This window comes from Synergistota bacterium (assembly GCA_025060595.1).
GTDB lineage: Bacteria > Synergistota > GBS-1 > GBS-1 > GBS-1 > 42-11.
Genome location: JANXBX010000007.1, coordinates 35,886 through 58,839, shown reverse-complemented (window position 1 = coordinate 58,839; position 22,954 = coordinate 35,886). Strand labels below are relative to the sequence as shown.

The following is a 22,954-nucleotide window of genomic DNA, read 5'->3' as shown; positions in this document are numbered from 1 at the left end:
CTATCGTTTTTATACGGCGGTTTTTCTGATACTGAGATTATACAGGCCCTTTTTTAACCTTTCAAGGGATAACCCATATTGTTGAACTTTGTTTCTAAGTAACTGCTTATTCAATGTTGTTTTATAATTTCTGAATTTCTGATATAACAAGTTATTTTAGATCTTATTGATTTTTATAGTAACTAATATTAGAATTTAAGTTGTATTCATGAGGAGGTGAGGTTAAAATGTTTAAAGTTAAAGGGTTGAAAATTGTTTTTGGGATAAGCATCTTATTATTATGGATTTGGACAGGGCTTGCAAGCGCTAATGATAAAGCTCATATCTTACCTCATAGAATTATTACTGAAAATGATTTGAATGTTTATTTCCCATGGTATTTCTATGAGAGACTTTATACCTGGTCTGATATAGAACGATATACTACGGATCATGGGTTGTTAAAACTTAAAGATCTCATAGATTCCTATGTATCTTATTATGATAGTGTCTACCTTTACGGATTAAGTATGAAATTTCGTGCACATGGAATGGGGAATATTCCGCTTTCTATAGAAATTCCCTCTTTGATTTATAATGATGGAGAGGATATAGTTATAGCTTTTAATGAGTTTTGGGGAAATTGGGAGGTTATCGACAGGGATTCCCTGGGGGCTTATATATCTTCTATATCGCCGCTGACTATAGTTGTAGGGGATAATTCTGATTATGATGGTAGTTCAGTATGGTGGGAAATTAGAGTTACTTTAGTTATAGCTAAAGTTTACACCTATGGTGGGGGAGGATGCGAAGTTGGTGGAGTCAGAAGTTTATCTTGGCTTCTCTTATTAGCTCCTGTGGTTTTAATGAAATTTAAGCTTTTCAGATAATACTAAAGTTAGGCCTGGTTTGTACAGAACCTTATAGGTTGTATATCCAGTAAAGTGATATAAAGTTATTCTTTAAGACTTCTATGTAAGGGGTGGTGTTTTTTGAAAGTTTCCATAGTAGGCGTTGGGCTTATGGGGGGTTCTCTTGGAATGGCTTTAAGAAGAAGGATAGGAGCTTTTGTTAAGGGTGTTGTTAGGAAAGAAGAAACAGGTGTAAAAGCCTTAGAGTTGGGGGCTTTAGATGAGTGGACTCTCTCGCTTGAAGAAGGTGTTATAGATGCGGATTATGTATTCTTCGCTACTCCAGTTAAGAGCATAGGTTCACTCTTTAAGGAAGTTCAGTCATATGTTAGAAGGGGTGCTTTGATAAGTGATCTTGGAAGTACAAAGAGAAGTGTAGTTAAAGAGATAACATCGATTTTAAGGGAGGACCTTGCGTTTATAGGAGGGCATCCCATGACTGGCTCTGAAAAAAGAGGGGTTGAATATGGAAGGGAGGATCTTTACGAAGGTGCTCCCTATATATTAACTCCTGTATCGCCTTTTGATAGGGGAAGAGTAGAAGAGTTGATTTACATGGTTAAATCCATAGGGGCTAAACCTTATATACTTGACCCAGAGACTCACGATTTGGTTGTTGCTCTTATAAGCCATGTCCCTTATCTTATTTCTGTTGCGCTAGTAGAGTTAGTATCTACAGAAGATGTGGCTAGAAAGCTTGTGGCCGGAAACTTTAGAGATTTAACAAGGCCAGCTTTAAGCGATCCCATAATGTGGAGGGACATTGTTTCAGATAATAGGGATTTTATAGAAAAGAGACTCAAAGATTTATTTGATCTTATAGTAGAAATTCTTAACATGAGCGAATTGGAAAAAGAAAACTTTTTTGAAAAGATAAAGAAGGAGAGACAAAACCTATATCAAGTTACTTGAGCTAATGGGTAAGATCCTAGGATTTTTATAAATGTAGATATTTCCTCAAGCTCTCTTAAAGCTTCTTTAACTTTATTGTCTTTTAAGCTTCCTTTAAAGTCCATGAAAAAAATATAATCCCATGGTTTAGTCTTTACAGGTCTTGAGTGGATGCTTGTAAGGTCGATTTCTCTTTTTGCAAAAGGTCCTAAAGCTCTATGTAATGCTCCAGGGACGTTTTTAACGCTAAAGATAAGGCTTGTTTTATCTCCTTCAGATGGTTCTTTTGATATGACTATAAACCTCGTATAGTTATTCTTTCTATCTTGGATCGATTTGTCTATGATTTTTAAGTCATATGTTTTTGATAAAAGCTCGCTGCCTAAAGCAGCTTCGTTCTTTTCTTTTGCTAGTAAAGCTGCTTTAGATGTGCTATCTACACTAATGATGTTAGCATTTGGAAGCTTTTCTGCAAGATAATTTCTACATTGCTCTAAGGCGTGAGGATGAGAGTAAACTTCTTTGATTTCCTCAAAGTTTTTATTGGAAAGAAGGCAAATGTCTATTTTCTCATATTTTTCTCCTACTATATACACGTTTCTTTCTAAAAGTAGATCCAGTACTTCTCCAACGGGACCGGCTAAGCTATTATCTATTGGCAGAATAGAAAAGTTACTTTTTCCGCCTTCGACCGCATCAAAAAGCTCTCTAAAGTTTTTACAAGGTATCAACTCTGTGTAATGGGAAAATAGTTTTATAGCTGCTTGGTGGGAAAAACTTCCTTCTGGTCCAAGAAAGCATACTTTTATTGGTTCTTGTATTGTCCTGCAAAAGCCTATTATTTCTCTGAAAATATCCTTATATTTTCCAGCCCAAATGAGAATTTCTTGTTCCCTTTGTGGATCCCAAAGGGGCAAACCTTCTTTCTTTTTATATTCCCCAATTTTTTTGGCAATATTAGCTCTCTCATCTAACAGGGCTTTTATTTTATCATCTATCTCAGAAATTTTTTTCCTGAGTTCCTCAAGCATTGATTAAAACCTCCTTTCGATATTATTTTAAGCGGTTTATTTAACATAAGATACATTATCCGACATTAAAAGAAGTCATAGAATAAGCGATCTCAAAGGCTTCAAAAGGCCCGAAGAATCCTTTTGGAGCTTCTAATGTTTTTTTAAGGAAAGCTCTCTCTGTTTTAAGTTTTAAAGCTCCTATAGCTTTAGATCCAATGCCATATATGCCAGGTATGACTTCGTTTACCATGTAGTCTGGCGTAAGTCCTTCTATACCATAAGGTGGTATAGGATTTGTGTCTAATAGTAATTTACACTTCTTTAATTTTTTTAACTTTTCCAATTTCAGGATTTCCACGCCTGGTGGTCCTGTAGATATAATTAGATCAGAATCTAAGCAAGCTTCTTCAATCTTATCTACTCCAAAGGCGTGAGCAATTTCCTCGCTGTATTCAAAGTTTATGTTTGAAGCGGTTTCATTTGCTCGATGTAGGTCTATGTCTACTATGTTAACTTTAACTTTTTGAGAAGCTAAGATGTAAGATGTCATTGAACCTATGTTACCTCCTCCTGCAAGGATCGAAGCAGTTTTCCCCTCTAAATTTTCTCCAAGTTTTAATTCAAAAAACTTTTTAACAAGAGCTACTATAGCTGCTCCAGTAGTACATGCTCCTCGGGGATCAAAGGCAAAGGATATTTCAAAAGGTGCAAATAAAGTTTTTTTGACTTCTTCAAGCAATCTTTTACCTTCATTTATTGTATTTCCTCCTATAAGGATAGCAGTGTTCTTTATGCCTTTTGGTCCCCTTGAGAACATTGTATCAATAACGAGTTTAGAAACTTCTTCTGGTAGAACATTCCCATAAGATAAAACTGCATCTGCTCCCGCATCATACATTACGAAAATGTCAAAAGGGCTCGGGTGTTTTTCGCTTGTAATAAAAAGAAAAATCTTTTTTCTACCTTCCATTTTTAGGACACCTCTTTAAAGTGTAAGTTCTGAATTCTTGATATCTGTTATAAACATGTGGCCTGGAGAATGGGTTATCATAAATTTAAGTTTGATTTGCATAGCAATAGCTTGAGGCGTTACCCCACATGCCCAAAAAACCATAATGTCTCCTTCTTCGATTATAGGGGGATCACCAAAATCCGGTTCCATTATATTTCTTATACCTATTAACTCTGGGTAGCCTATGTGGATTGGGGCTCCATGTACTCTTGGAAACCTTGATGTTATTAGGGTAGCTCTTGTGACTAGATTAAACGGTATTGGGCGAGCGCTAACTACCATAGGACCTCGAAACTTTCCTGCGGGTATACATTGTATATTAGTTATATACATCGGCACATTTCTTCCATTTTCTATGTGTCTCACAGGGATACCTTCTTCTAAAAGAGCCCATTCAAAAGAGAAGCTGCATCCTATTAAAAAGGCTACGAGGTCATCTCTCCAGTACTTTTCTATGTTTAACGGTTCATCTACAAGTTCCCCATTTATGTATATCCGGTACTTAGGTAAATCATATCTAATATCAGCGTCGGAAGCCATAATCTTAGGTTTAGGGTCTCCCACATCTAAAACTTCTAATATAGGACAGGGTTTTGGATTTCTTTGAGCAAAAAGGAGGAAATCAAAAGCATCTTCTTTAGGGAGAATTACTAGATTAGCTTGAGCATAAGATGGTGCTAAACCTGATGTGGGTTTTGTCCATCTTTCTTCCCTTATAAGGGTTCTTATTTCTTTCGGGGTCATTTTTTCCTCCTCCTCCACCCTCTATCCATTTCTCTGCTTCTTTTCTTCACTTTCTAAGTATATCATAAGATTGTGGTATAATAACTACCATGAAGATCATAACAAAAGTAGCCTTAATAGGAAGCTTGTATGCTGTTCTAACTATTCTCTTAGCTCCTATAAGTTATGGCCCTGTCCAGGTTAGAATTACGGAAGCTCTCACAGTTTTGCCTTATGTGAGAAGGGTTTATATGTGGGGTTTGTTTGGAGGATGTATAGTTGCTAATATATATGGCGGACTAGGTGTATGGGACGTAATTGGGGGGAGCTTATGCACCTTACTTGCTGGATTCTTAACCTCAATTATGCCAAAACCACAGCTTGCCCCCTTACCTCCTATTGTAGTTAATGCTTTTGGAGTAAGTTTATATTTACATTTCATCTTTAATCTTCCTTATTGGGTTACAGTTATGTATATAGCTTTAGGAGAGGCTATTGCTTGTTTCGCATTAGGATACCCCTTTTTACGATGGGTTCTTAACAATAAAGATTACTTTTAAGCCTGATAAGGTTAGTTAAAAAAGGAGGTGCCCCTAATTGAAAAAGAAACGAGGGTTAATATTAATAGGTATAATTTTTCTTGTTTTTTTGACCTCAGAGGTTTACTCCCGAGAGATTGGAACTGTGCATCTTCAGCCTCAAGTGGGGAGCATAGTTATAACAGGAGAGGACATTAAAGGTTTTTCGGAAACCTTAAAAACTTTACAAATTGGTCTTTCTGAACTTCAAAAGATTTTAATGGAAATTTTTAAGAAAATAGAGGCTTCTAGAACCGATCTTGAGCCGTTGAGAGAGGAGATCCTTTCTATTAAAGGGCTCTTGGATGGCTTACGTGGGGATATCTTAAAGAGGTTGGATGAGGAAAGTAAGTTTGTAAGGGAAGAGTTTCTAAGTAAACTTGATTTTCTCACTACTGTAATGAGAAGAGCCATGGTGGTGTTTAAAAATGTTGAAGATCTGACAAAGGAGGCTCAGGCTCTTAAGGATCATTTGATATCGGCGGGAGAAGAGCTTAGAAAGCTTACTGAACTCTCCAAAAGAGAGTTTGAGAATTCCAAAGGAACCCAGTTTAAGATAATTAGTCTTTTGATAGTTAATTTAGTTCTTTTATCTTTTTTAGTTTTTCTTCAACTTGAAAAAACTTTTAGAAAGCTTTCAAAAGAAAAAGGAGATGAGGGAAAATCTTGAAAAAACTATTACTTCTTCTAATAGTGGTTTTATGTCTTAGCTTACATGCTTGTGAAGAAGAGGAAGAAGGGGAAGAAATATGGAGCTACTCTTTAGGTTTTTCAGTATACTCTTCTCCAAGCATAGATGGGAATAAAATAGTTATTAATGGTTTAGAAGGGTTGGTTGTTTGTCTTGATGTGGATGGTAGAGTGGTTTGGAGAGTAGAGCTAAGCGAGGATGAAACTATTTTTTCAACACCTCTTATGGCGAGTGGAAGAGTTTTTATAACCTCTTCTGCGTTGACAAAGGGTAAAATTTATTGTTTAAGTTTGGATAACGGTAGTAGGATTTGGGAAAAAGAGGTTTCTTCTCCATTGACCTCATCCCCTGCCTTATATGAGAATAAAATGTTTTTTGCAAGTACAGATGGTAGTATATATGCATTTTCTCTAGACGGAAACCCTGTTTGGCTTAAGAAGTTAGAAGGAGCTTTATATGCATCTCCAGCTATAGAAAAAGGGAAACTTGTTATAGGTTCTTCTTTGGGGAAGGTTTACTGTATAAGTGTTTCTAATGGTGAGGTTTTATGGAATTTTGATTCGGATGCTCCTGTGGAACTAGAAGTGTGTATAGATGATAATAGTCAAGTATATGTAGCTACATCTTCAGGAAAGCTTTATTGTTTAGACCTTGATGATGGAGCAAAATTGTGGGAAGTTTCATTTAACAAAAAAATAGTTTCTCCCCCTTCTTATAGCGATAATAAAGTTCTCTTATCTCTATCAGATGGTAGCTTATATGCTATAAGCCCTAAAAGAGGAAGCATTATTTGGTCTTATAAAGCTGATGGAGGATATCCTTCTTCGCTATGTCCTACGGCTGGATATATTTATTTTGTTGATTTAAAAGGTAAGCTTTATTGTATCGAGACTTCAAGCGGTGAGAAAAGGTGGAGTCTTGAATTAGATAATGTAGCTTATTCATCTCCTGTGGCAAAAGGGGAAAGGCTTTTTGTAGGAACTGTTAGTGGAAAACTTTATTGTGTGAAAACGAGCAGTTCTCAGTCTAACTGGCCAACATTTCAGGGAAATAATGCGAGGACGGGAAGAGAACCAGAGTGAAGTTATATTATATATCTAATCTTTAAATCCTCGGAGTATAGCATTTTTGTCCCAAAGGCGAACTTCGCAAGCTTTGTAAGGTTTAAGATTTTTAAAAAAGGGATTGCTAGTGTTTTCTGGGGAGAAAGCTTGAAGTACGTATTTTGCCCTACTTCCTATAATTTTTCTTATTTCTCGAATATCTTCAGCGCTAACAGCATGAGGCACTACTGTTGTTCTAAATTCCACTTTTCCTTCTAATGGAAGTAATATTTTTATACTTCTTAAGATTGCTTCTTTATTAACCTTCACTCCGGTAACCTTTTCATATTTGTCAAAAGAAGTTTTAATATCCATCGCTATATAATCTACCAATTGTTCTTTAAGAAGCAATTCGATCATTTCAGGATTAGAACCATTTGTGTCAAGCTTAACTTTCCATCCCTTTTCTTTTATCATTTTGATAGCATCTGGTAACATTTCATGTATAGTCGGTTCTCCTCCGCTTATTACTATGCCATCCAACCATTCTTTGTATTTTTCTAAAGATTCTAAAACTTCTTCTAAGGGAGCTCCTTCTCCTTTGTAAAAGACTATTTCGTGATTATGACAGAAGGGGCAGCGGAAATTACAGCCTGGTGTGAAAAGTACTGCTGTTATATTGCCGTCCCAATCTATAAAGCTTGTTTCAAGCCAAGTCGCAACCTTTATACTCAAGCTATTTTGAGCCTCCTTCTATCTTTTAATTCCGCTTTCTTACCTTTGTTCCAGCTTGATGTTCTTGTAAAGTATCCGGTTATTCTTGTTATACCATCTATGTTTTTGGATCTACAGTAGGGGCAGAATTCATTTAAGCCTCTTGAGGTTTTCCCACAGTCTAGACATATAGTAAATTCTGGAGAAAAGGCTATCTGGGTATTTTGACTATTTCTAAATGTTTTCTCTACAAATTTGGCTAAGGCTTTCGGATTTGGTTTGTATTCACCCATCCAGATGTGAGTTATAGCTCCTGCTTTTATAAGCGGATGAAATTCCCCTTCCTTTATAACCCTTTCTATTGGGTTAATGTCTGCTGAATAATTTAGGTGCGTAGAGTTCGTGTAATAAACCCCCCCATCATGAATACTTCCTTTAACAACCCTTGAAGCTTTATCAGGATAGTGTTTTAAGTCAAGGCGAGCAAGGCGATAAGCGGTAGATTCTGCAGGTGTTTGCTCAAGAACGAGTCTCAGGTTAAACTTTTGGCCTAGCTCTTGACATTTTAATGACATATAGTTTACTATTGTAAGTCCCAGTTTATAAGCCTCCTCAGATTCGTGAAGTTCCTTACCTGTCCAATATTGTACTGCTTCGTTTAATCCTAGAAGTCCTATTAGGAAGGAGACCTTATTCCAACGGAGATAGGGTTCTCCATCATGGTTTATTAGTAAAAGTGTTAATGGACTTACTATTCCCAAGCTTAAGAGTTTCTTAATGAAGTCCCTTTTTTGAAGGTGTGCCAAGATGGCAAGCTCCATAGCTTTATCTATTCCTTTGAAGATCTCTTCCTGCGTTTTGGCTTTGTAGGCTATCCTCGGGAGGTTTATAGTTACATTTTGGAGTGCTGAAAATCTCATTTTCCAGGGAGTAGACGCTTCTCTCAAGTCCTCTTCAGTTAATTCGAACTGAAGTCGACAGCATTCTGAGAGTTTAGCTTGTCCTCCTCTGTCAAATACGAAATAGGTATTTCCTTTTTCAGATGCAACTTCGCATGCAAGTTCTAAGAATTCTTCCCACCCAGGGGTTTTAAAAAATTCCTCAGTTATGTGAAGGAGTGGTTTGGGGAAAAAGAAAGGTTTACCCTGAGCATCTCCTTCGAGATATACTTCAAATAATGCCTTTAGAAACCTTTGAGATTCTTTCAAGTACTCTCCGTAAGTTTTATCGGTAAGTTTTCCACCTGGTCCTAAAGCTGGAACATCTTTAAAGTGAGCTGGAATCTCCCAATAGAGGTTTATATCTGTAAAGGCCACCTGGCCTCCTCTTCCACCTGCAAGTTGATTAAATTCAAAGATTAACATCTGAGCTAATTGTTTGACCTCTTTATCTGATCTGCCTTCGATGAATGGAGCAAAAAACATATTAACTGCATCCCAACCTATTGCTCCCGCAAAGTGATTTTGAAGAACGGAGGTCATCTTCAAAAGATGAGCAAGTAGAACTTCTGCATGGCGAGCTGGGTAAGAAACAGAAGTAATAGAGGGGATATTTAAGCCAAACTTAACGACGTATGCTGGGGATTGACCAGAACAGTATGGTCTATTTATCATGCCAAGGTCATGAATATGAATATCTCCTTCAAGATGAGCGTCAGCAACATCAGGGGAGAATACCTTTTTTAGAGCGTATTCTTTTAATATAGTTTCAGCTATAGTTAAGTTTATGGATTCTGGATTATGAGACGTGTTAGAGTTTTCCTTGTTTGGGAAGAATATAACCTCTTCTACGTCATATATTGGCATACCAACGCGGGCATGGTCCATTATTCTTCCAGGTAAACCATGCTCAAAAAGCTTTACATTTACAAGTTCTCTTATAAAAGCGGTTGTTGTACGTTTTATTCCGCTGTTTAACAAAATTTCTTCTACCTCTTTCGTTATTTGGTGAGCTATCAAAGGCTCTACTTTTGCTTCTCTTATGAGAGCCTCGTATATTTTTCTAGGATCCCAAGAGCTAGTTTCCTCTCTTGATATTGCCTCAACAAGCAGCGCTTTATCTGTTGTTTCACCAAATTCGAAGAGGTTAAGGTTCTTTACCATTCCTCTTCGCCTCCTTTATCTCTATGGTTTTATTCAATAGGTTTTCTAGCTCCTTTATAAAATGTGTTAAATCTGTAAATTCTCTATAAACGGAAGCGAATCTAACGTAAGCTACCTTATCAAGTTCTTTAAGAGCCTCTATAACTCTCTCCCCTATTTCCTTACTTGTTATTTCTTTTCTTCCTTCAGATCTCAATTCTGCTTCTATTCCATCAGCTATTTCCTCGATTTTTTCCCTTGATACAGGACGCTTTTCACAGGCTTTTAAAAGTCCTCTTATTATTTTTTCTCTGTCAAACATCTCTCTTCTTCCATCTTTCTTTATAACAAGTATAGAGTGAGATTCTATTCTTTCATAAGTAGTAAATCTCTTTGTGCATTTTAAGCACTCTCTTCTCCTCCTTATAACTGATCCATCTTCAACAGGTCTTGAATCTATAACTTTACTTTCCGGTTCTCCACAAAAAGGGCACTTCATTTAACAACCCCCAATATCTAGGATCTTCTTTAGTATATACCACAAGATATAGAAAACAAAGACACGCATTGTAGAGAAACTAAAAGGTTTGCTTTATAATTAGAAGATAAAGCTTTTATATATGATAAAATTAGGAGAAAAGGGGGGATGGTTTTGGAAAAGAAGCTTTATGTGGGAGTGATTGGTGGAGGTTATAATCTTAGCCAAGATGTTGAAGACTCTGCAATTAAAATGGGCAGGTTAATAGCTAGAGAAGGGTGGGTTACGCTTTGTGGTGGAAGAGGGGGAATAATGGAAGCAGTGGCTAAAGGGGTGTATCAAGAGGGAGGTGTAGTGATAGGGATACTTCCCGGTTCTTCTCGTGATGAAGGAAATCCATATTTAACTTACGCTATTCCAACAGCTTTAGGTCATTTTAGAAATTTCATTATAGCGCAGGCATCAGATATATTAGTAGCCTTTGAAGGGGAATATGGGACCCTGAGTGAAATTGCAATAGGTTTAAGGCTTGAAAAACCTGTTGTAAGTTTGGCTGGTTGGGAACTTAAAAGGAGAGGCTTCGAGGCTAAAGGGATATATGAAGCATCCTCTCCTGAGGATGCTATAAGGTTAATAAAAGAAATCTTAAAAGTAGAGAGGAGGTAAGTGATGAATTTTATTGCGAAGGTAGATCCAGAGATAGCGTCTCTTATAGCTAGTGAAGAGAGGAGACAAAAGGAGCATCTTGAGCTTATCCCAAGTGAGAACTTTGTTTCTTTAGCGATACTTGAGGCTCAGGGATCGGTTTTAACAAATAAGTATGCTGAGGGATATCCTGGTAAGAAGTATTACGGTGGTTGTGAATATGTAGAAAGGATTGAAGAAATAGCAAAAAGGAGAGTTTGTGAGCTTTTTGGTGCTGAGCATGCTAATGTTCAACCTCATTGTGGAACGCAAGCTAATATGGCAGTTTATTTTGCATTTTTAAAGCCTGGAGAGAAGCTGATGGCGATGAATCTGGCTCATGGAGGACACCTTTCTCATGGGAGTCCTGTTAACTTTTCAGGGATATTCTATGAGGTTGTTCATTATGGTGTAGATAGGGAAACGGAATTGTTAAACTATGAGGAAATTTATAAATTAGCAGAAAAAGAAAGACCAAAGCTTATAGTTGCGGGAGCAAGTGCCTATCCTAGAGTAATAGACTTTAAAAAGTTTAAGGAGATAGCTGATGCTGTAAATGCTTATCTTATGGTTGATATGGCTCATATAGCTGGCTTAGTAGCAGGTGGCGTTCATCCTAACCCTGTAACTCATTCTGACTTTATTACTTCTACAACTCACAAAACCCTGAGGGGACCACGAGGTGCTTTTATTTTGTGTAAAGGAGAATATGCTTCTCAAATAGATAAGATGGTTTTCCCAGGTATACAAGGCGGGCCATTAATGCATGTGATAGCGGCAAAAGCGGTGTGCTTCCTTGAGGCGTCAACTTCTAGCTTTAAGGAGTATGCTCAAAAAATAGTTGAGAATGCTAAGGTTCTTGCGAAGTCTCTTAAAGATAGAGGTTTTAGGCTTGTAAGTGGAGGTACGGATAATCATTTAATATTGATTGACCTAAGAAATTTTAATATAACCGGAAGAGAAGCTGAAAAACTCTTAGAGAGTGTGGGAATTACTGTAAATAAGAATATGATTCCTTACGATCCTAATTCTCCATTTATAACAAGTGGAATAAGATTAGGAACACCAGCTTTGACAACAAGAGGCATGGGAACTAAAGAAATGGAGGAGATTGCTGATCTTATATATAGAGCGATTAAAAATAGATATAATGAAAGGGAGCTTTCTTTAGTTAAAAGTAGGGTTAAGGAAATTTGCGAAAGTTTTCCCATATTCGCCTGGTAAGTCTAAAGGTAGATAGTTATAAGAAAATAAAGTTTTTATTAGAAAATATTCACCTTTTTGGCGTTCTTCCCTTAAAAGTTTCAGAGATAGAGGAAGTATCTCCTGGAAAGTGGGAAATAGAGCTCTTTCTCGTCTCTTTCTTAGAAGAGAAAGAGCTCTATAAACTTATATCTATTATGCTTAATAAAGGGGGTGAGGAAGATGAAAGCTTTATTTGTAATTGACATGCTTAATGATTTTGTAAACCCTGCTGGGAAGCTCTATATTGGTGAATCTGGTAGGAGGATAGTCCCCTTTATTAAAGAAAGGGTTCATGAGTTTAGGAAGGAAGGAAAAGTATTTTACATATGTGATGCTCATTCTGAAGATGATAAAGAATTTAAGGATTGGCCTCCTCATGCAAGTAAGGGAAGTTGGGGGGCTAAAGTTATAGATGAGATTGCACCTCAACCCGAGGATATCTTGGTAGAAAAGAAAACTTATGATGGCTTTATAGAAACTCAGCTTAAAGATATTCTTGAAAAGGAAAAAATAAATGAAATATACGTTGTTGGGGTTTTAACAAATATATGTGTTCTCTATACGAGCGCTCATGCCAAGATGTTAGGTTATCCAGTTAAGGTTTATAAGGATGGGTGTGCAAGTATAACAGAGGAAAAACACAAATGGGCTTTGAAAGAGATGAGCGAGAGTTTAAAAATAGAAATATTATAATCTTTCGATCACCATAGCAATACCTTGTCCTCCACCTATACAAAGAGTCACAAGACCAAATTGCTTGTCATAAGTTTTAAGGGCATGGATTAAAGTTGTCAGAATTTTAGATCCTGTTGCTCCAATAGGATGTCCTAGTGCTATTGCTCCTCCGTGTATATTTACTTTTGTGTGATCTAAGCCAAGTTCCCTTTCTACAGCTATTACTTGGGCTGCAAATGCTTCGTTAAGTTCTATTAAATCTATATCTTTTAAAGAGATACCTGCTAATGATAGTGCTTTAGGAACAGCTTTTACAGGACCTAATCCCATGTGATCTGGTGCTATTCCGATACTTGTATATGAAAGTATTCTTGCTAAAGGTTTTAAGCCCTCGGCTTTTGCCCAGTCTTCATCAGCTAGGACAACGGCTGCTGCCGCATCGCATAAAGCAGAGCTTGTTCCAGCAGTAATAGTACCGTTTTCTTTAAACACAGGAGGAAGTTTTGCAAGTTTTTCAAGAGAGGTATCTCTGCGAGGAATTTCATCTTGTTTAAATAAAAAGGTGCCTGTTTTGTCTTTAACTTCTACTGGAACGATTTCTTCATTAAATTTTCCAGAGTCAATAGCGTGTATAGCTCTTCTGTGTGATTCCAGAGCGTATTCATCTTGTTCTCTTCGAGATATATTGTATTCTTGAACCAAGATTTCTGCTGTGGCTCCCATCATCATATTAGCCATAGGACAGAAGAAACCATCTTTGTGAAGGGCATCGTATATTTCTTGATGACCCATCTTGTATCCCCATCTTGCACCTTGAAGTATATAGGGGACCTGACTTGTTGCTTCTGTTCCTCCTGCTACCACTACCTTTTCCCTTCCTAATAATATAGCATCGGCTCCAAGCATTACTGCTTTTAAACCGGAACCGCATCTTTTATTAACCGTAAAGGCTGATACGCTTTCAGGTAGCCCTGCGAAGATTGCGCTTATTCTTGCTACATTAGGTCCAACCCCTGCTTGCCAGGCGTTGCCCATTATTACTTCTCCAATTACTTCAATAGGTATATTTGCTCTTATAATGGCTTCCCTAATAGCAATAGCTCCTAGCTCCGCTGCTGTGAAAGATGATAGAGAACCTCCAAACCTCCCTCCTGGAGTTCTAACTGCTGAAAGTATGACTACCCTACTCATTTTCATCATACCTCCATTATTTTAAGTGGTTCCTTAACTTTGAAATCTGGTTCTGTGATTTCTCTTAGTGTTTTTAAGTCGACATCTGGAGCGATTTCTTCGAGGACTAAACCTTTCTTTGTAACCTCAAAGACTGCTAATTCAGTAAATATCTTGCTTACGACTTTTTGTCCTGTTAAAGGTAGTGAACATCTCTTTACTATTTTCGGTTTTCCTTTAGCTGTATGTAATGTTGCCACAAAAACCTTTTTCGATCCCGTTACAAGATCCATTGCTCCTCCCATGCCGGGAGTGAGTTTTCCTGGGATCATCCAATTTGCAAGATTTCCCTCTTCGTCTACTTCTAATGTTCCTAATACTGTTATATCTATATGTCCTCCACGAATTAATCCAAAAGAAATATCACTACTAAAAAAAGAGCCGCCTGGAAGAACGGTAATTTTCACTCCTCCAGCTCCTATAATATCTATCGTTCCTTCTTCCTCTTTAACTTTAGGGCCAGCACCAAGCATACCATTTTCTGTGTGAAATATTACGTGAATATCTTTGGGAATATAATCAGCCACAAGAGATGGTATACCTATTCCAAGGTTAACCACATCCCCATCTTTAAATTCTTTAGCTATTCTTTTTGCTATCCTTATTTTGGCTTCTTCTTCAGGTATATTGGGTATCAATACTACTCACCTCCAGATATTACCAATCTATCTACTAGTATTCCCGGTGTGTGAACGTCATTTGGATCAATTTCTCCAACATTTACGAGAATCTCTACCTCGGCTATAACTATGTCAGCAGCTGCTGCCATAAGTGGATTGAAGTTTCTTGCATTTCCCCAGTACCAAAGGTTTCCTATCTTGTCGGCTTTCTTTGCTTTTATTAAGGAGAAATCGGCACGTAAGGGGAGCTCAAGAATATATTTTTTGCCATTTATTTCTAAAACTTGTTTTCCTTTTTCTGCTAAGGTTCCAATGCCTGTAGGTGTAAGTACTCCTCCAAGACCGAAGCCGCCTGCTCTTATTCTTTCAGCAAGAGTGCCTTGGGGAACAAATTCCACTTCTAAAAGACCTTCATTATATAGCTTTTGAGTCATTTTATTTAGTCCTATATGGGAAGCGATTACCTTTTTGACTTGACCATTTGCTATGAGTTTGCCATGTCCCACATCTTCATAAGCTGTGTCATTACATATCAATGTTAGATTTTTAACTCCTTTTCTAAGCAGAGCTTCGACTAAGGAATAAGGAATCCCACCTACATTGAATCCTCCTATCATTATAGTTGCTCCATCAAAAATATCTTTAACAGCTTCATCTGGAGTCATTATAGGTTTAAAATAAGAACCCATATTAACAATCACTCCCTTAATAAGATCTCGGAAGCCTTTTTCAGGCCTTCTCTTAATAGATGGACTATTTCAATGGCTTCTTCCTCTTTCAAGGTGAATGGAGGAGCTATCATGAAATGATCTCCTCTTATACCGTCTGCAGCTCCACTTCCTGGGTAAACTAATAGACCCATTTCAGTAAGAATGTTAGTTACTTTCGATATTGCATTTACTGATCTTGGAAAAGGTTCCTTAGTGTTTTTATCCTTAACTATTTCTATTCCCCACATCAGTCCTATACCTCTAATGTCACCAATTATAGGAATCTCGCAGAGATCTTTTCTTAAAAGAGTTTCTAAATAAGCTCCCATGTTTTTAACGTTTTCTATTAAATTGTGTTTAAGAATGTACTTGAGTACTGCAACACCTGTAGCACAGGATAGAGGGTTTCCTCCGTAAGTGTGACCATGAATAAATCTTCCACTACCTTTCTTGATTGTTTCGGTAATCTTTTCGCTTACTATAACTCCAGCTAATGGACTATATCCTGCCGACATCCCTTTCCCTAAAACTATCATATCAGGGATTACTTTCCAGTGGTTTACAGCAAAGTTTTCACCTGTCCTACCAAGCCCTGTCATAACCTCATCTGCTATTAAAAGAATATCGTATTTATCACATATTTCTCTCACTATAGGCCAATACTCTGGTGGAGGGACTAAAGCTCCAACGGTAGCGCCAACTACAGGTTCTGCTATGAAGGCAGCGATGTACTGGGCCCCTTCTCTCTTTACTACATCTTCTAGCTCGAAAGCACATCTTAAATCACAGGAGGGATATTCTAGCTTAAATGGACAGCGATAGCAGTAGTGGGGATTTATATGTGGGAACTCCATGAACATAGGGATATAGGGCTTTCTTCTTGAAATGTGTCCGCCTATAGCTAAAGCTCCGAGAGTGTTTCCGTGGAAGGAGTTCCATCTCCCTATTATTTTATACTTAGAGCTTTTTTCACTGTCTCTTTCTAAGAAATATTGACGAGCGAGCTTTATAGCAGATTCTACAGCTTCGGAACCACCAGATACGAACCAGGTATAGTTTAAATCTCCAGGAGCGAGATCTTTAAGTAAAAGAGCTAGTTCTATAGCTGGTTCACTAACGAGCATTGAAAGATGGGCAAAGGCTATTTTTTGAGCTTGTTCATATATAGCTTCAGCTATTTCTTTTATGCCATGTCCTAAGTTGGAAACGAGAGCTCCTGAGCAAGCATCTATATATTTTTTACCGTTTTTGTCATATATGTATATCCCTTCGCCTCTTTCGACTATTGGATGGTAATGCTTGAAATCTCTGTAGAAAACAAAATCATTTTTCATCTTCTTCTGCCTCCTTTATCTTTTCTTGCCAGTATATATTCTTGCTTTTCCAAATTTTTTCAAGATTTTCAAGTCTTGCTTTATATTCTTCTGGCTTTTTCAAGCTCAGAGCAACTATAATAGCATTAATTAAGCTCATTGGAGCTGTAAGAGAATCAACAAAGGAGATAAAATCCGTTGGGACGGATAAAACATATGATGCTTTAGAGGCTATGGGAGAAAGGTAATCATCGGTAATGGCTATTGTTTCTATATTTCTTTGAACTGCGAAAGAGAAAAGCTCGACCGTTTCTGCGGAATATCTGGGGAAAGTAATAGCTATTGCTAAGTCTCCCTCTTTAGAAGATGAAAGGAGCTCGTAAGATAATTCCTTTCCTTTGAGAAGGAAATTTTGATATCCTAAGAGATTAAGATAAAAGCTGAGGTAATAACCTATTGCATAGACACTTCTATGGGATATGATGAATATTCTTTTTGCCTTTTCTATGGCATCTACAACTTTTTCAAAGTCGTTTACGGATGCTGTTTCTATAAGTAAATCGAGAATAGCTTTCTCTTTTTTGAGAATTTTGAGTAATATATGGTCTCCTTCCTCTGTTTTGATATAATCACTTAATCTCTTAGATGTGTCTAATCTTCTAAGAACTATTTCTCTTAAGGCTTCTTTAAGTTCTGGAAATCCCTTGTACCCAACGAGTTGGGAAAATCTAATGACTGTGGCTTCACTAACACCTGCCATTCTTGCTAAGGTGGAAGTAGACATAAAAGCTACCTTTTCAAGGTTTTCTAATAGAAACTTAGCTAATTTTCTTTGAGCAGATGTAAACTTTTCTTGATTTTCTCTTAGTTGCTCTATTAATCCAACCATTTGAAGAAAAATCCTCTTCTTTTTAATTTAAAAAATGTAACTTTTCCTTCAAAAAGGATAGCACTCTTCTTTGTTTTTGTCAAGGTCTTTTAAAAGTGTTTAGAGGAGTGTATAATTTAAGCAGTTTTTAGCTTAACGTGTGGGAGGGAAAGGCTTTGCTGGACAAAATATATTCGAGACAAGTTGTCTTGTGGGGAGAGGAAGGACAGAATAAGCTGAGGAAAAGTGTTGTTGCAGTGGTAGGATGTGGTGGATTAGGGGGATTTGTCATAGAAAGCCTTGCAAGATTGGGAGTTGGTAAAATAATAGCCATAGATCCAGAAGTATTTGAGGAGAGCAATCTCAATAGGCAAATACTTTCAAGGTTAGATAACCTTGGTAGACCTAAGGTGGAAGAGGCTTTGAAGAGAGTTCAGGAGATAAATCCTGAGGTTCAGTTAATTCCTATTAGAGAAAAGCTCTCTGAGGAAAACGTAGATAGGCTTATATTGGGGGCGAATGTTGTTGTAGATGCTTTGGATAATATTCCCTCAAGGAGGATTCTTATAAAATCAGTTTCAAAACTTGGGATACCTTTAGTTCATGGAGCTGTACATGGGTGGTGGGGAAGAGTTTGTGTTATTAAAGATGATAGCGTTTTGGAAAAGCTTTATCCTGAAGGGGCAAAAACTCCTGAGGTTATACCTGCTATCGTTCCGGTTGTGGCTATAGTGGCCGGATATGAAGTTTGTGAAGTTATTAAGATATTGTTTGGTGTTGGGAAATCCCTGGTGAATAGGTTAATGATGATAGATACTCTGGAGGGAGAAGTTTATCTAATAGAGTTATGAAGATGACGGAGAAAGTGGTTATAGGGCTTAGTGGAGGAGTGGATAGCGCTGTTTCTGCTTTTCTTCTTAAGGAGCAAGGCTATGATGTTGTGGGAGTGAATTTCATCCTGAGCGAGAATCACTCCTCTGAGAAAGCAAGAAAAATAGCTAGTAGGTTAGGTATAAACTTATTGGAAATTGATTTAACCTCTTTATTTAAAACTGAAGTTATAGATTATTTTTTAGGGGAATACCTCGAGGGAAGGACACCAAATCCCTGTGCTATATGTAATCGTAGGATAAAGTTTTTAAAGCTTTGGGAATTAGCAGAATCGCTAGGAGCAAGTTATATAGCTACGGGACATTATGCTATAGTTAAAAGGTTTCCATTCGGTTTATTTAAAGGTAAGGACCCTAAAAAAGATCAATCTTATTTCCTTTCTCTTGTAGATAGGGAATTACTTGAAAAGGCAATTTTCCCTTTAGGGGAGAAGACACGTGAGTGGGTCTTAAAAAAGGCTCAAGATTTAGGGATAGCTGATATTATAAGTCCTCGGGGAAGTCAGGATATTTGTTTCATAGAAGGGAACTTTAGGGAGTTTATAAAGGATAAACTTAAGGATAAGTTAAAGAAAGGTGTTATAAGAGATATCTCTGGAAAAATTTTGGGAGAGCATGAGGGAATAGCTCTTTATACTATAGGGCAAAGAAGGAGACTTGGTGTTGCTACAGGGATTAGACAGTATATAATTGCTTTAAATGCAGAGAGAAATGAAGTAGTTCTTGGAGCTCTTGAAGAGCTATTCAAAAGTGAATTCAAGGTGAAACAAGTTAATTGGCTTTCTGAGGAAAAAGAGGTTAAGGGAGATGTAAAGATTAGATATCATACTCCTCCTTCTAAAGCATTAGCTGTTCCGGTTCAGGATGGAAGGGTAAAAGTAGTATTAGAAGAACCTATTACAGCCGTGACTCCAGGGCAAGTTGCTACCTTCTATTCAGGAAATCAAGTTATTTGGGGAGGAATAATAGAAGAATAAAAACCCTTCCTCCCCTGGTTCCTATGAATTATCTTTCCATTCGGTGCCCTTTTATTAATGGGTGAAGAAGCAAGACATTTGAAGTTTTATATGTTTTTCAAAGGTTAAAATAATCCGCTTATATTTCCTTCTGAATCTATATCTACGAGTTCAGCTGCGGGTTTCTTAGGCAAGCCTGGCATCGTCATTATGTCCCCTGCTATTGGGACTATGAATCCGGCACCTGCTAAAAGAAGAACATCTCTAACCTTTATCTTGAAGCCACTAGGTCTGCCCTTTAAGTTAGGGTCGTCCGATAATGAAAGCTGCGTTTTAGCCATACACAATGGAAGATCTTTATAGCCTGCCCTTTCTAATTCACTTATTTCTTCTTCAGCTTTTCTATCGTATTCAACGCCATCTGCTCCATACATAAACTTAGCTATCCTTTCAATTTTTTCCTTAATAGGTAGGTTTAACTCATATAGGTATTTAAAGTTGTTAGGATCTTCTTCTATTGCTTTGAGAACTTCCAGAGCTAGTTCTATTCCCCCCTCTCCTCCCCTTTCCCATACTTCAGAGGTAGCAAATCTTGCTCCCTCTGATAGGACCAGTTCTCTAACAAGCTTTATCTCTGCTGAAGTATCATAAATGAATTTATTCAGAGCAACAACTACCGGAAGACCATGAAGCTTTATATTTTCTATATGCTTTTTAAGGTTTTCACATCCCTTTTCTAATGCTTCAAGATCTTCTTTATTAAGTTCTTCTTTAGCCTTTCCCCCGTGCATTTTTAAAGCTCTGATTGTAGTTACGATCACTACTGCATCTGGCTTAAAACCACCTGTCCTGCAAACTATGTTAAAGAACTTTTCAGCTCCTAGATCAGTTGCAAATCCCGTTTCAACAACTGTATAATCGCATAACTTTAAAGCCATTTTCGTGGCTATAATACTGTTTGTTCCGTGAGCGATATTTGCAAATGGTCCGCCATGAACGAAAGCAGGTACCCCTTCTATAGTTTGAACCAGGTTTGGACTCAAAGCATCCTTTAGAAGGGCGGCCATAGCTCCTTGGGCTCTTAAATCTTTAGCCTTAATAAATTTTCTATCGTAGGTTTGAGCGACTACTATGTTTCCTAGTCTCTCTTTGAGCTCGTCCATATCTTTAGACAAGCAGAGTATAGCCATAACCTCTGATGCTGCTGTTATATCAAATCGGCTTTCGCGAGGAATGCCATGGGCAGGGCCTCCAAGGCCTATTATTATTTTACGAAGAGCTCTGTCATTCATATCTATAACTCTACCCCATTTTACTCTTCGGGGGTCAATATTAAGAGAATTTTCCTGATATATGTGATTGTCTATTATTGCGGAGAGAAGGTTATGAGCAGCTCCAACAGCATGAATATCACCTGTGAAGTGGAGATTTATTTCTTCCATCGGGAGGACCTGGGACATTCCTCCACCTGCTGCTCCACCTTTAATACCAAAACAGGGTCCTAAAGAAGGTTCTCTAATACATAGCATTGCCTTTTTATTAAGTTTAGCCAAAGCCTGGGCTAATCCTATAGTTGTGGTTGTTTTCCCTTCACCTGCAGGAGTAGGTGTTATGGCAGTGACCATTATTAATTTGCCATCCTCTCGGTTATTAAGCTCTCTAAGATAACGCCAATCCACTTTAGCTTTGTACCATCCATAAGGTATAAGTTTATCTTCAGGTATCTTAAGGTTTGAGGCTATTTTAGTAATCTTTTGTAGTTTGACGCTCCGAGCTATTTCGATATCGCTGATCATTTTAATATTCACCCCCGTTTTGCTTAATGTCTGAAATGTCTTTCTTCGACGAAAATAAGCTCTATTCCTAACTCGTCTGCTCTCTTCTTAACCTCCTCATCTTTTTTAGAACCCTTTGGAGCGATAATAGTTTTTATTTCATAGCGATGTGCTTCCTCTATGCTGTCTGGAAATGGAAAGAAGCCATCACTGGCTAAAACTCCCCCTTTTGCTTTATCTCTAGCTCTTTCGAGAGCTATTTTTACTGCGTATATCCTACTAGGTTGTCCTCCACATAAGCCTACTGTCGTGCAGTCCTTGGCAATTACTATGGCGTTGGAATAAAGATGCTTGGCAACTTTAAATGCAAAGGTGGCATCTTTACTTATTCCATTGGGTAAGAAAAATTCTTTATCGGGGTTCTGGATCAATATTCCTGAAAAGGCTAATTTTAGGTCTAATTCTAAGTCCCAACTTTTTGGTACTAAGAATCTCTTTTTCAAATCGAAAGAAGGTAACTCAGGTATAACTATAAGATCAAAAAACTTGTTTTCCATGAGTTTCAAAATATCAGTAGTGATTGGGAAATTAAATGCAACTATGCCTCCATATGCTGATGTCGGGTCGCACTCGAAAGCTTTTATAAAAGTTTCTTCAGGGTTTTTAGATATAGCGACTCCGCAAGGAGAGGCATGTTTTATTATTGCACATGCTGGCTCTCTAAACTCATTTACAAGGAGCCAAGCTCGGTAAGCGTCAAGAATGTTATTAAAGGATAGGGGCTTATCCCCTTGATAGTGAAAAGGCATTCCATCAGATAGAGAGTAAAAAAATCCCTTTTGATGTGGATTTTCTCCGTATCTCAAAGGCATTACCCCGCTTTCTGGAGAAAGCCATAAGGAAATTTCAAAGTCATAGATCATTGTTTTTCTAAAAGCCTTAAAGGCAAGGAATTTTCTTTCTTCAAATGACAGGTTTTCTTTTTCGCTAAGAGTTTTCATAATGTTTTTATAATCTCTCTTGTCGCATATTACTATCACGTGCTCATAGTTTTTAGCAGCTGCCCTAAGTAAAGAAACTCCTCCTATATCTATGTTTTCTATACTTTTAAAGTTTTTGAAAGGATAGAGATCAACAACTACCATGTCGAATTTTTCCTTGAATTCTGGGTCTCCTGGTCTGCAAAGGATTCTTGAGAAGATCTCCTCGTTTAAAGTTTTGACTCTGCCTCCGCATTTGTCTGAAAAGCCCGTGAGAAGGGAAAGTCTTTTAACTTTTAAGCCATTTTTTTCAAGATATGAGGCTGTTCCTTCCGTTGCATAAACTTCTATGTTTCTCTCAAGCAAGAACTTGACAAAACTTTCAGAATCACTTTTGTCGCTAAGGGCAAAAAGTGCTCTTTTAATACCTTCTAACATGTTAAGTGAAACACCCCCATTACTCTCTTTCTGTCTTTGAGTTTATTATAAATTTCACAAGCTTCTTGTGATGGTAAGGCTATTACTTCTATTCCTCTTGCTTTAAGTTCCTTTAGAAGGTCTTCGGTTACTTTCATTATTCCACTTGCTCCTGTACCAACGATAAGGACATCTATAACCGACTTTGACAAGAATTCTTCTATGTCTTCAAAGTGAAGTTTATGTCCCTCAATTCTCCACCAATCAGAAAAAACACCTTCTGGGGTTACAACTACATCGCTTTTATATTCGATTCCATCGATTACTATCGTTCCAAACTTATATTTCTCTATTTTTGGAGGAGTCATGAGTAAGATCGCCTCCCTTAGGAGTCTTGATATTAAGAATTTTAGCATATGAAAAAGTTTAAAACCATAGGGTAATTGCTTTATTTTGGCTTTACCTATATAATCATTA

At 37.4% G+C, this 22,954-nt stretch carries 25 protein-coding genes; 11 read left to right on the top strand and 14 right to left on the bottom strand.

Going from position 1 to position 22,954, the window contains the following annotated elements:
- The first annotated feature begins 227 nt into the window (after positions 1-227).
- The gene (locus NZ900_06235; GenBank protein MCS7233687.1) at positions 228-869 is read left to right on the top strand and encodes a hypothetical protein; all 642 of its coding nucleotides are present in this window, start codon (positions 228-230) and stop codon (positions 867-869) included.
- 102 nt (positions 870-971) lie between these two features.
- Complete coding sequence (locus NZ900_06230) at positions 972-1,802, top strand: prephenate dehydrogenase (GenBank protein MCS7233686.1); 831 nt, start codon at positions 972-974, stop codon at positions 1,800-1,802.
- On the opposite strand, the gene pheA is transcribed toward NZ900_06230, so the two are convergent.
- The 3 genes from pheA to NZ900_06215 are packed head-to-tail and all read right to left on the bottom strand — an operon-like array spanning position 1,790 to position 4,550.
- Complete coding sequence (pheA, locus tag NZ900_06225; GenBank protein MCS7233685.1) at positions 1,790-2,812, bottom strand: prephenate dehydratase; 1,023 nt, start codon at positions 2,810-2,812, stop codon at positions 1,790-1,792. The two genes, NZ900_06230 and pheA, sit on opposite strands and share 13 nt — an antisense overlap.
- Positions 2,813-2,867: 55 nt before the next feature.
- Positions 2,868-3,764, bottom strand: a complete 897-nt coding sequence (locus NZ900_06220) for a methylenetetrahydromethanopterin dehydrogenase (GenBank protein MCS7233684.1) — start codon at positions 3,762-3,764, stop codon at positions 2,868-2,870.
- A gap of 15 nt (positions 3,765-3,779) precedes the next feature.
- Positions 3,780-4,550: a putative hydro-lyase gene (locus NZ900_06215; protein ID MCS7233683.1), complete on the bottom strand. Its 771-nt coding sequence runs from the start codon at positions 4,548-4,550 to the stop codon at positions 3,780-3,782.
- Positions 4,551-4,639: 89 nt separating this feature from the next.
- Here NZ900_06215 and NZ900_06210 point away from each other — a divergent pair, with 89 nt between their 5' ends.
- Genes NZ900_06210 through NZ900_06200 form a run of 3 tightly spaced genes read left to right on the top strand, consistent with a single transcriptional unit; the run spans position 4,640 to position 6,880 of the window.
- Positions 4,640-5,089, top strand: a complete 450-nt coding sequence (locus NZ900_06210) for a QueT transporter family protein (GenBank protein ID MCS7233682.1) — start codon at positions 4,640-4,642, stop codon at positions 5,087-5,089.
- Between the two features lie 37 nt (positions 5,090-5,126).
- Complete coding sequence (locus NZ900_06205) at positions 5,127-5,777, top strand: hypothetical protein (protein ID MCS7233681.1); 651 nt, start codon at positions 5,127-5,129, stop codon at positions 5,775-5,777.
- Entirely contained in the window at positions 5,774-6,880 is a 1,107-nt protein-coding gene (locus NZ900_06200) for a PQQ-binding-like beta-propeller repeat protein (protein MCS7233680.1), read from the top strand. Before NZ900_06205 ends, NZ900_06200 begins: the two co-directional genes overlap by 4 nt.
- 15 nt (positions 6,881-6,895) lie before the next feature.
- Here NZ900_06200 and NZ900_06195 read toward each other — a convergent pair whose 3' ends face one another.
- From NZ900_06195 to nrdR, 3 genes are read right to left on the bottom strand one after another with little or no spacing between them, the layout of a single operon-like run.
- Positions 6,896-7,576, bottom strand: a complete 681-nt coding sequence (locus NZ900_06195; protein ID MCS7233679.1) for an anaerobic ribonucleoside-triphosphate reductase activating protein — start codon at positions 7,574-7,576, stop codon at positions 6,896-6,898.
- Entirely contained in the window at positions 7,573-9,657 is a 2,085-nt protein-coding gene (nrdD, locus tag NZ900_06190) for an anaerobic ribonucleoside-triphosphate reductase (GenBank protein ID MCS7233678.1), read from the bottom strand. Before nrdD ends, NZ900_06195 begins: the two co-directional genes overlap by 4 nt.
- A complete protein-coding gene (nrdR, locus tag NZ900_06185) occupies positions 9,641-10,135 on the bottom strand; it encodes a transcriptional regulator NrdR (protein ID MCS7233677.1) in 495 nt (164 codons plus the stop codon). Before nrdR ends, nrdD begins: the two co-directional genes overlap by 17 nt.
- A gap of 153 nt (positions 10,136-10,288) precedes the next feature.
- Here nrdR and NZ900_06180 point away from each other — a divergent pair, with 153 nt between their 5' ends.
- Genes NZ900_06180 through NZ900_06165 form a run of 4 tightly spaced genes read left to right on the top strand, consistent with a single transcriptional unit; the run spans position 10,289 to position 12,736 of the window.
- A complete protein-coding gene (locus tag NZ900_06180) occupies positions 10,289-10,780 on the top strand; it encodes a TIGR00725 family protein (protein ID MCS7233676.1) in 492 nt (163 codons plus the stop codon).
- 3 nt (positions 10,781-10,783) lie between these two features.
- Positions 10,784-12,022, top strand: coding sequence for a serine hydroxymethyltransferase (locus tag NZ900_06175; protein MCS7233675.1), 1,239 nt, complete (start codon positions 10,784-10,786; stop codon positions 12,020-12,022).
- Complete coding sequence (locus tag NZ900_06170) at positions 11,992-12,246, top strand: hypothetical protein (GenBank protein ID MCS7233674.1); 255 nt, start codon at positions 11,992-11,994, stop codon at positions 12,244-12,246. The genes NZ900_06175 and NZ900_06170 overlap by 31 nt, the downstream gene beginning before the upstream one ends.
- Entirely contained in the window at positions 12,224-12,736 is a 513-nt protein-coding gene (locus NZ900_06165; protein ID MCS7233673.1) for a cysteine hydrolase, read from the top strand. Before NZ900_06170 ends, NZ900_06165 begins: the two co-directional genes overlap by 23 nt.
- On the opposite strand, the gene NZ900_06160 is transcribed toward NZ900_06165, so the two are convergent.
- Genes NZ900_06160 through NZ900_06140 form a run of 5 tightly spaced genes read right to left on the bottom strand, consistent with a single transcriptional unit; the run spans position 12,731 to position 17,480 of the window.
- A complete protein-coding gene (locus NZ900_06160) occupies positions 12,731-13,909 on the bottom strand; it encodes a thiolase family protein (GenBank protein MCS7233672.1) in 1,179 nt (392 codons plus the stop codon). The genes NZ900_06165 and NZ900_06160 overlap by 6 nt on opposite strands.
- Before the next feature lie 5 nt (positions 13,910-13,914).
- Positions 13,915-14,586, bottom strand: coding sequence for a 3-oxoacid CoA-transferase subunit B (locus NZ900_06155; protein ID MCS7233671.1), 672 nt, complete (start codon positions 14,584-14,586; stop codon positions 13,915-13,917).
- A gap of 2 nt (positions 14,587-14,588) precedes the next feature.
- Complete coding sequence (locus NZ900_06150; protein MCS7233670.1) at positions 14,589-15,257, bottom strand: CoA transferase subunit A; 669 nt, start codon at positions 15,255-15,257, stop codon at positions 14,589-14,591.
- Positions 15,258-15,265: 8 nt separating this feature from the next.
- On the bottom strand, positions 15,266-16,612 hold the full coding sequence (locus NZ900_06145) for an aspartate aminotransferase family protein (GenBank protein ID MCS7233669.1): 1,347 nt from the start codon (positions 16,610-16,612) through the stop codon (positions 15,266-15,268).
- Positions 16,602-17,480 (bottom strand): MurR/RpiR family transcriptional regulator, encoded by an 879-nt coding sequence (locus NZ900_06140; GenBank protein MCS7233668.1) that lies wholly within the window; start codon positions 17,478-17,480, stop codon positions 16,602-16,604. The genes NZ900_06145 and NZ900_06140 overlap by 11 nt, the downstream gene beginning before the upstream one ends.
- 155 nt (positions 17,481-17,635) lie before the next feature.
- Between NZ900_06140 and NZ900_06135 the strand changes: the two genes are divergently transcribed.
- Together NZ900_06135 and mnmA are read left to right on the top strand one after the other, a co-directional pair.
- Positions 17,636-18,310, top strand: a complete 675-nt coding sequence (locus NZ900_06135) for a HesA/MoeB/ThiF family protein (protein MCS7233667.1) — start codon at positions 17,636-17,638, stop codon at positions 18,308-18,310.
- A 2-nt stretch (positions 18,311-18,312) separates the two neighbouring features.
- Positions 18,313-19,326: a tRNA 2-thiouridine(34) synthase MnmA gene (gene mnmA / locus NZ900_06130; GenBank protein MCS7233666.1), complete on the top strand. Its 1,014-nt coding sequence runs from the start codon at positions 18,313-18,315 to the stop codon at positions 19,324-19,326.
- A gap of 104 nt (positions 19,327-19,430) precedes the next feature.
- Here mnmA and NZ900_06125 read toward each other — a convergent pair whose 3' ends face one another.
- The 3 genes from NZ900_06125 to NZ900_06115 are packed head-to-tail and all read right to left on the bottom strand — an operon-like array spanning position 19,431 to position 22,845.
- The gene (locus tag NZ900_06125; GenBank protein MCS7233665.1) at positions 19,431-21,101 is read right to left on the bottom strand and encodes a formate--tetrahydrofolate ligase; all 1,671 of its coding nucleotides are present in this window, start codon (positions 21,099-21,101) and stop codon (positions 19,431-19,433) included.
- A gap of 23 nt (positions 21,102-21,124) precedes the next feature.
- On the bottom strand, positions 21,125-22,498 hold the full coding sequence (gene purH, locus NZ900_06120; GenBank protein ID MCS7233664.1) for a bifunctional phosphoribosylaminoimidazolecarboxamide formyltransferase/IMP cyclohydrolase: 1,374 nt from the start codon (positions 22,496-22,498) through the stop codon (positions 21,125-21,127).
- A complete protein-coding gene (locus tag NZ900_06115) occupies positions 22,492-22,845 on the bottom strand; it encodes an MTH938/NDUFAF3 family protein (protein MCS7233663.1) in 354 nt (117 codons plus the stop codon). The genes purH and NZ900_06115 overlap by 7 nt, the downstream gene beginning before the upstream one ends.
- Between the last annotated feature and the right edge of the window lie 109 nt (positions 22,846-22,954).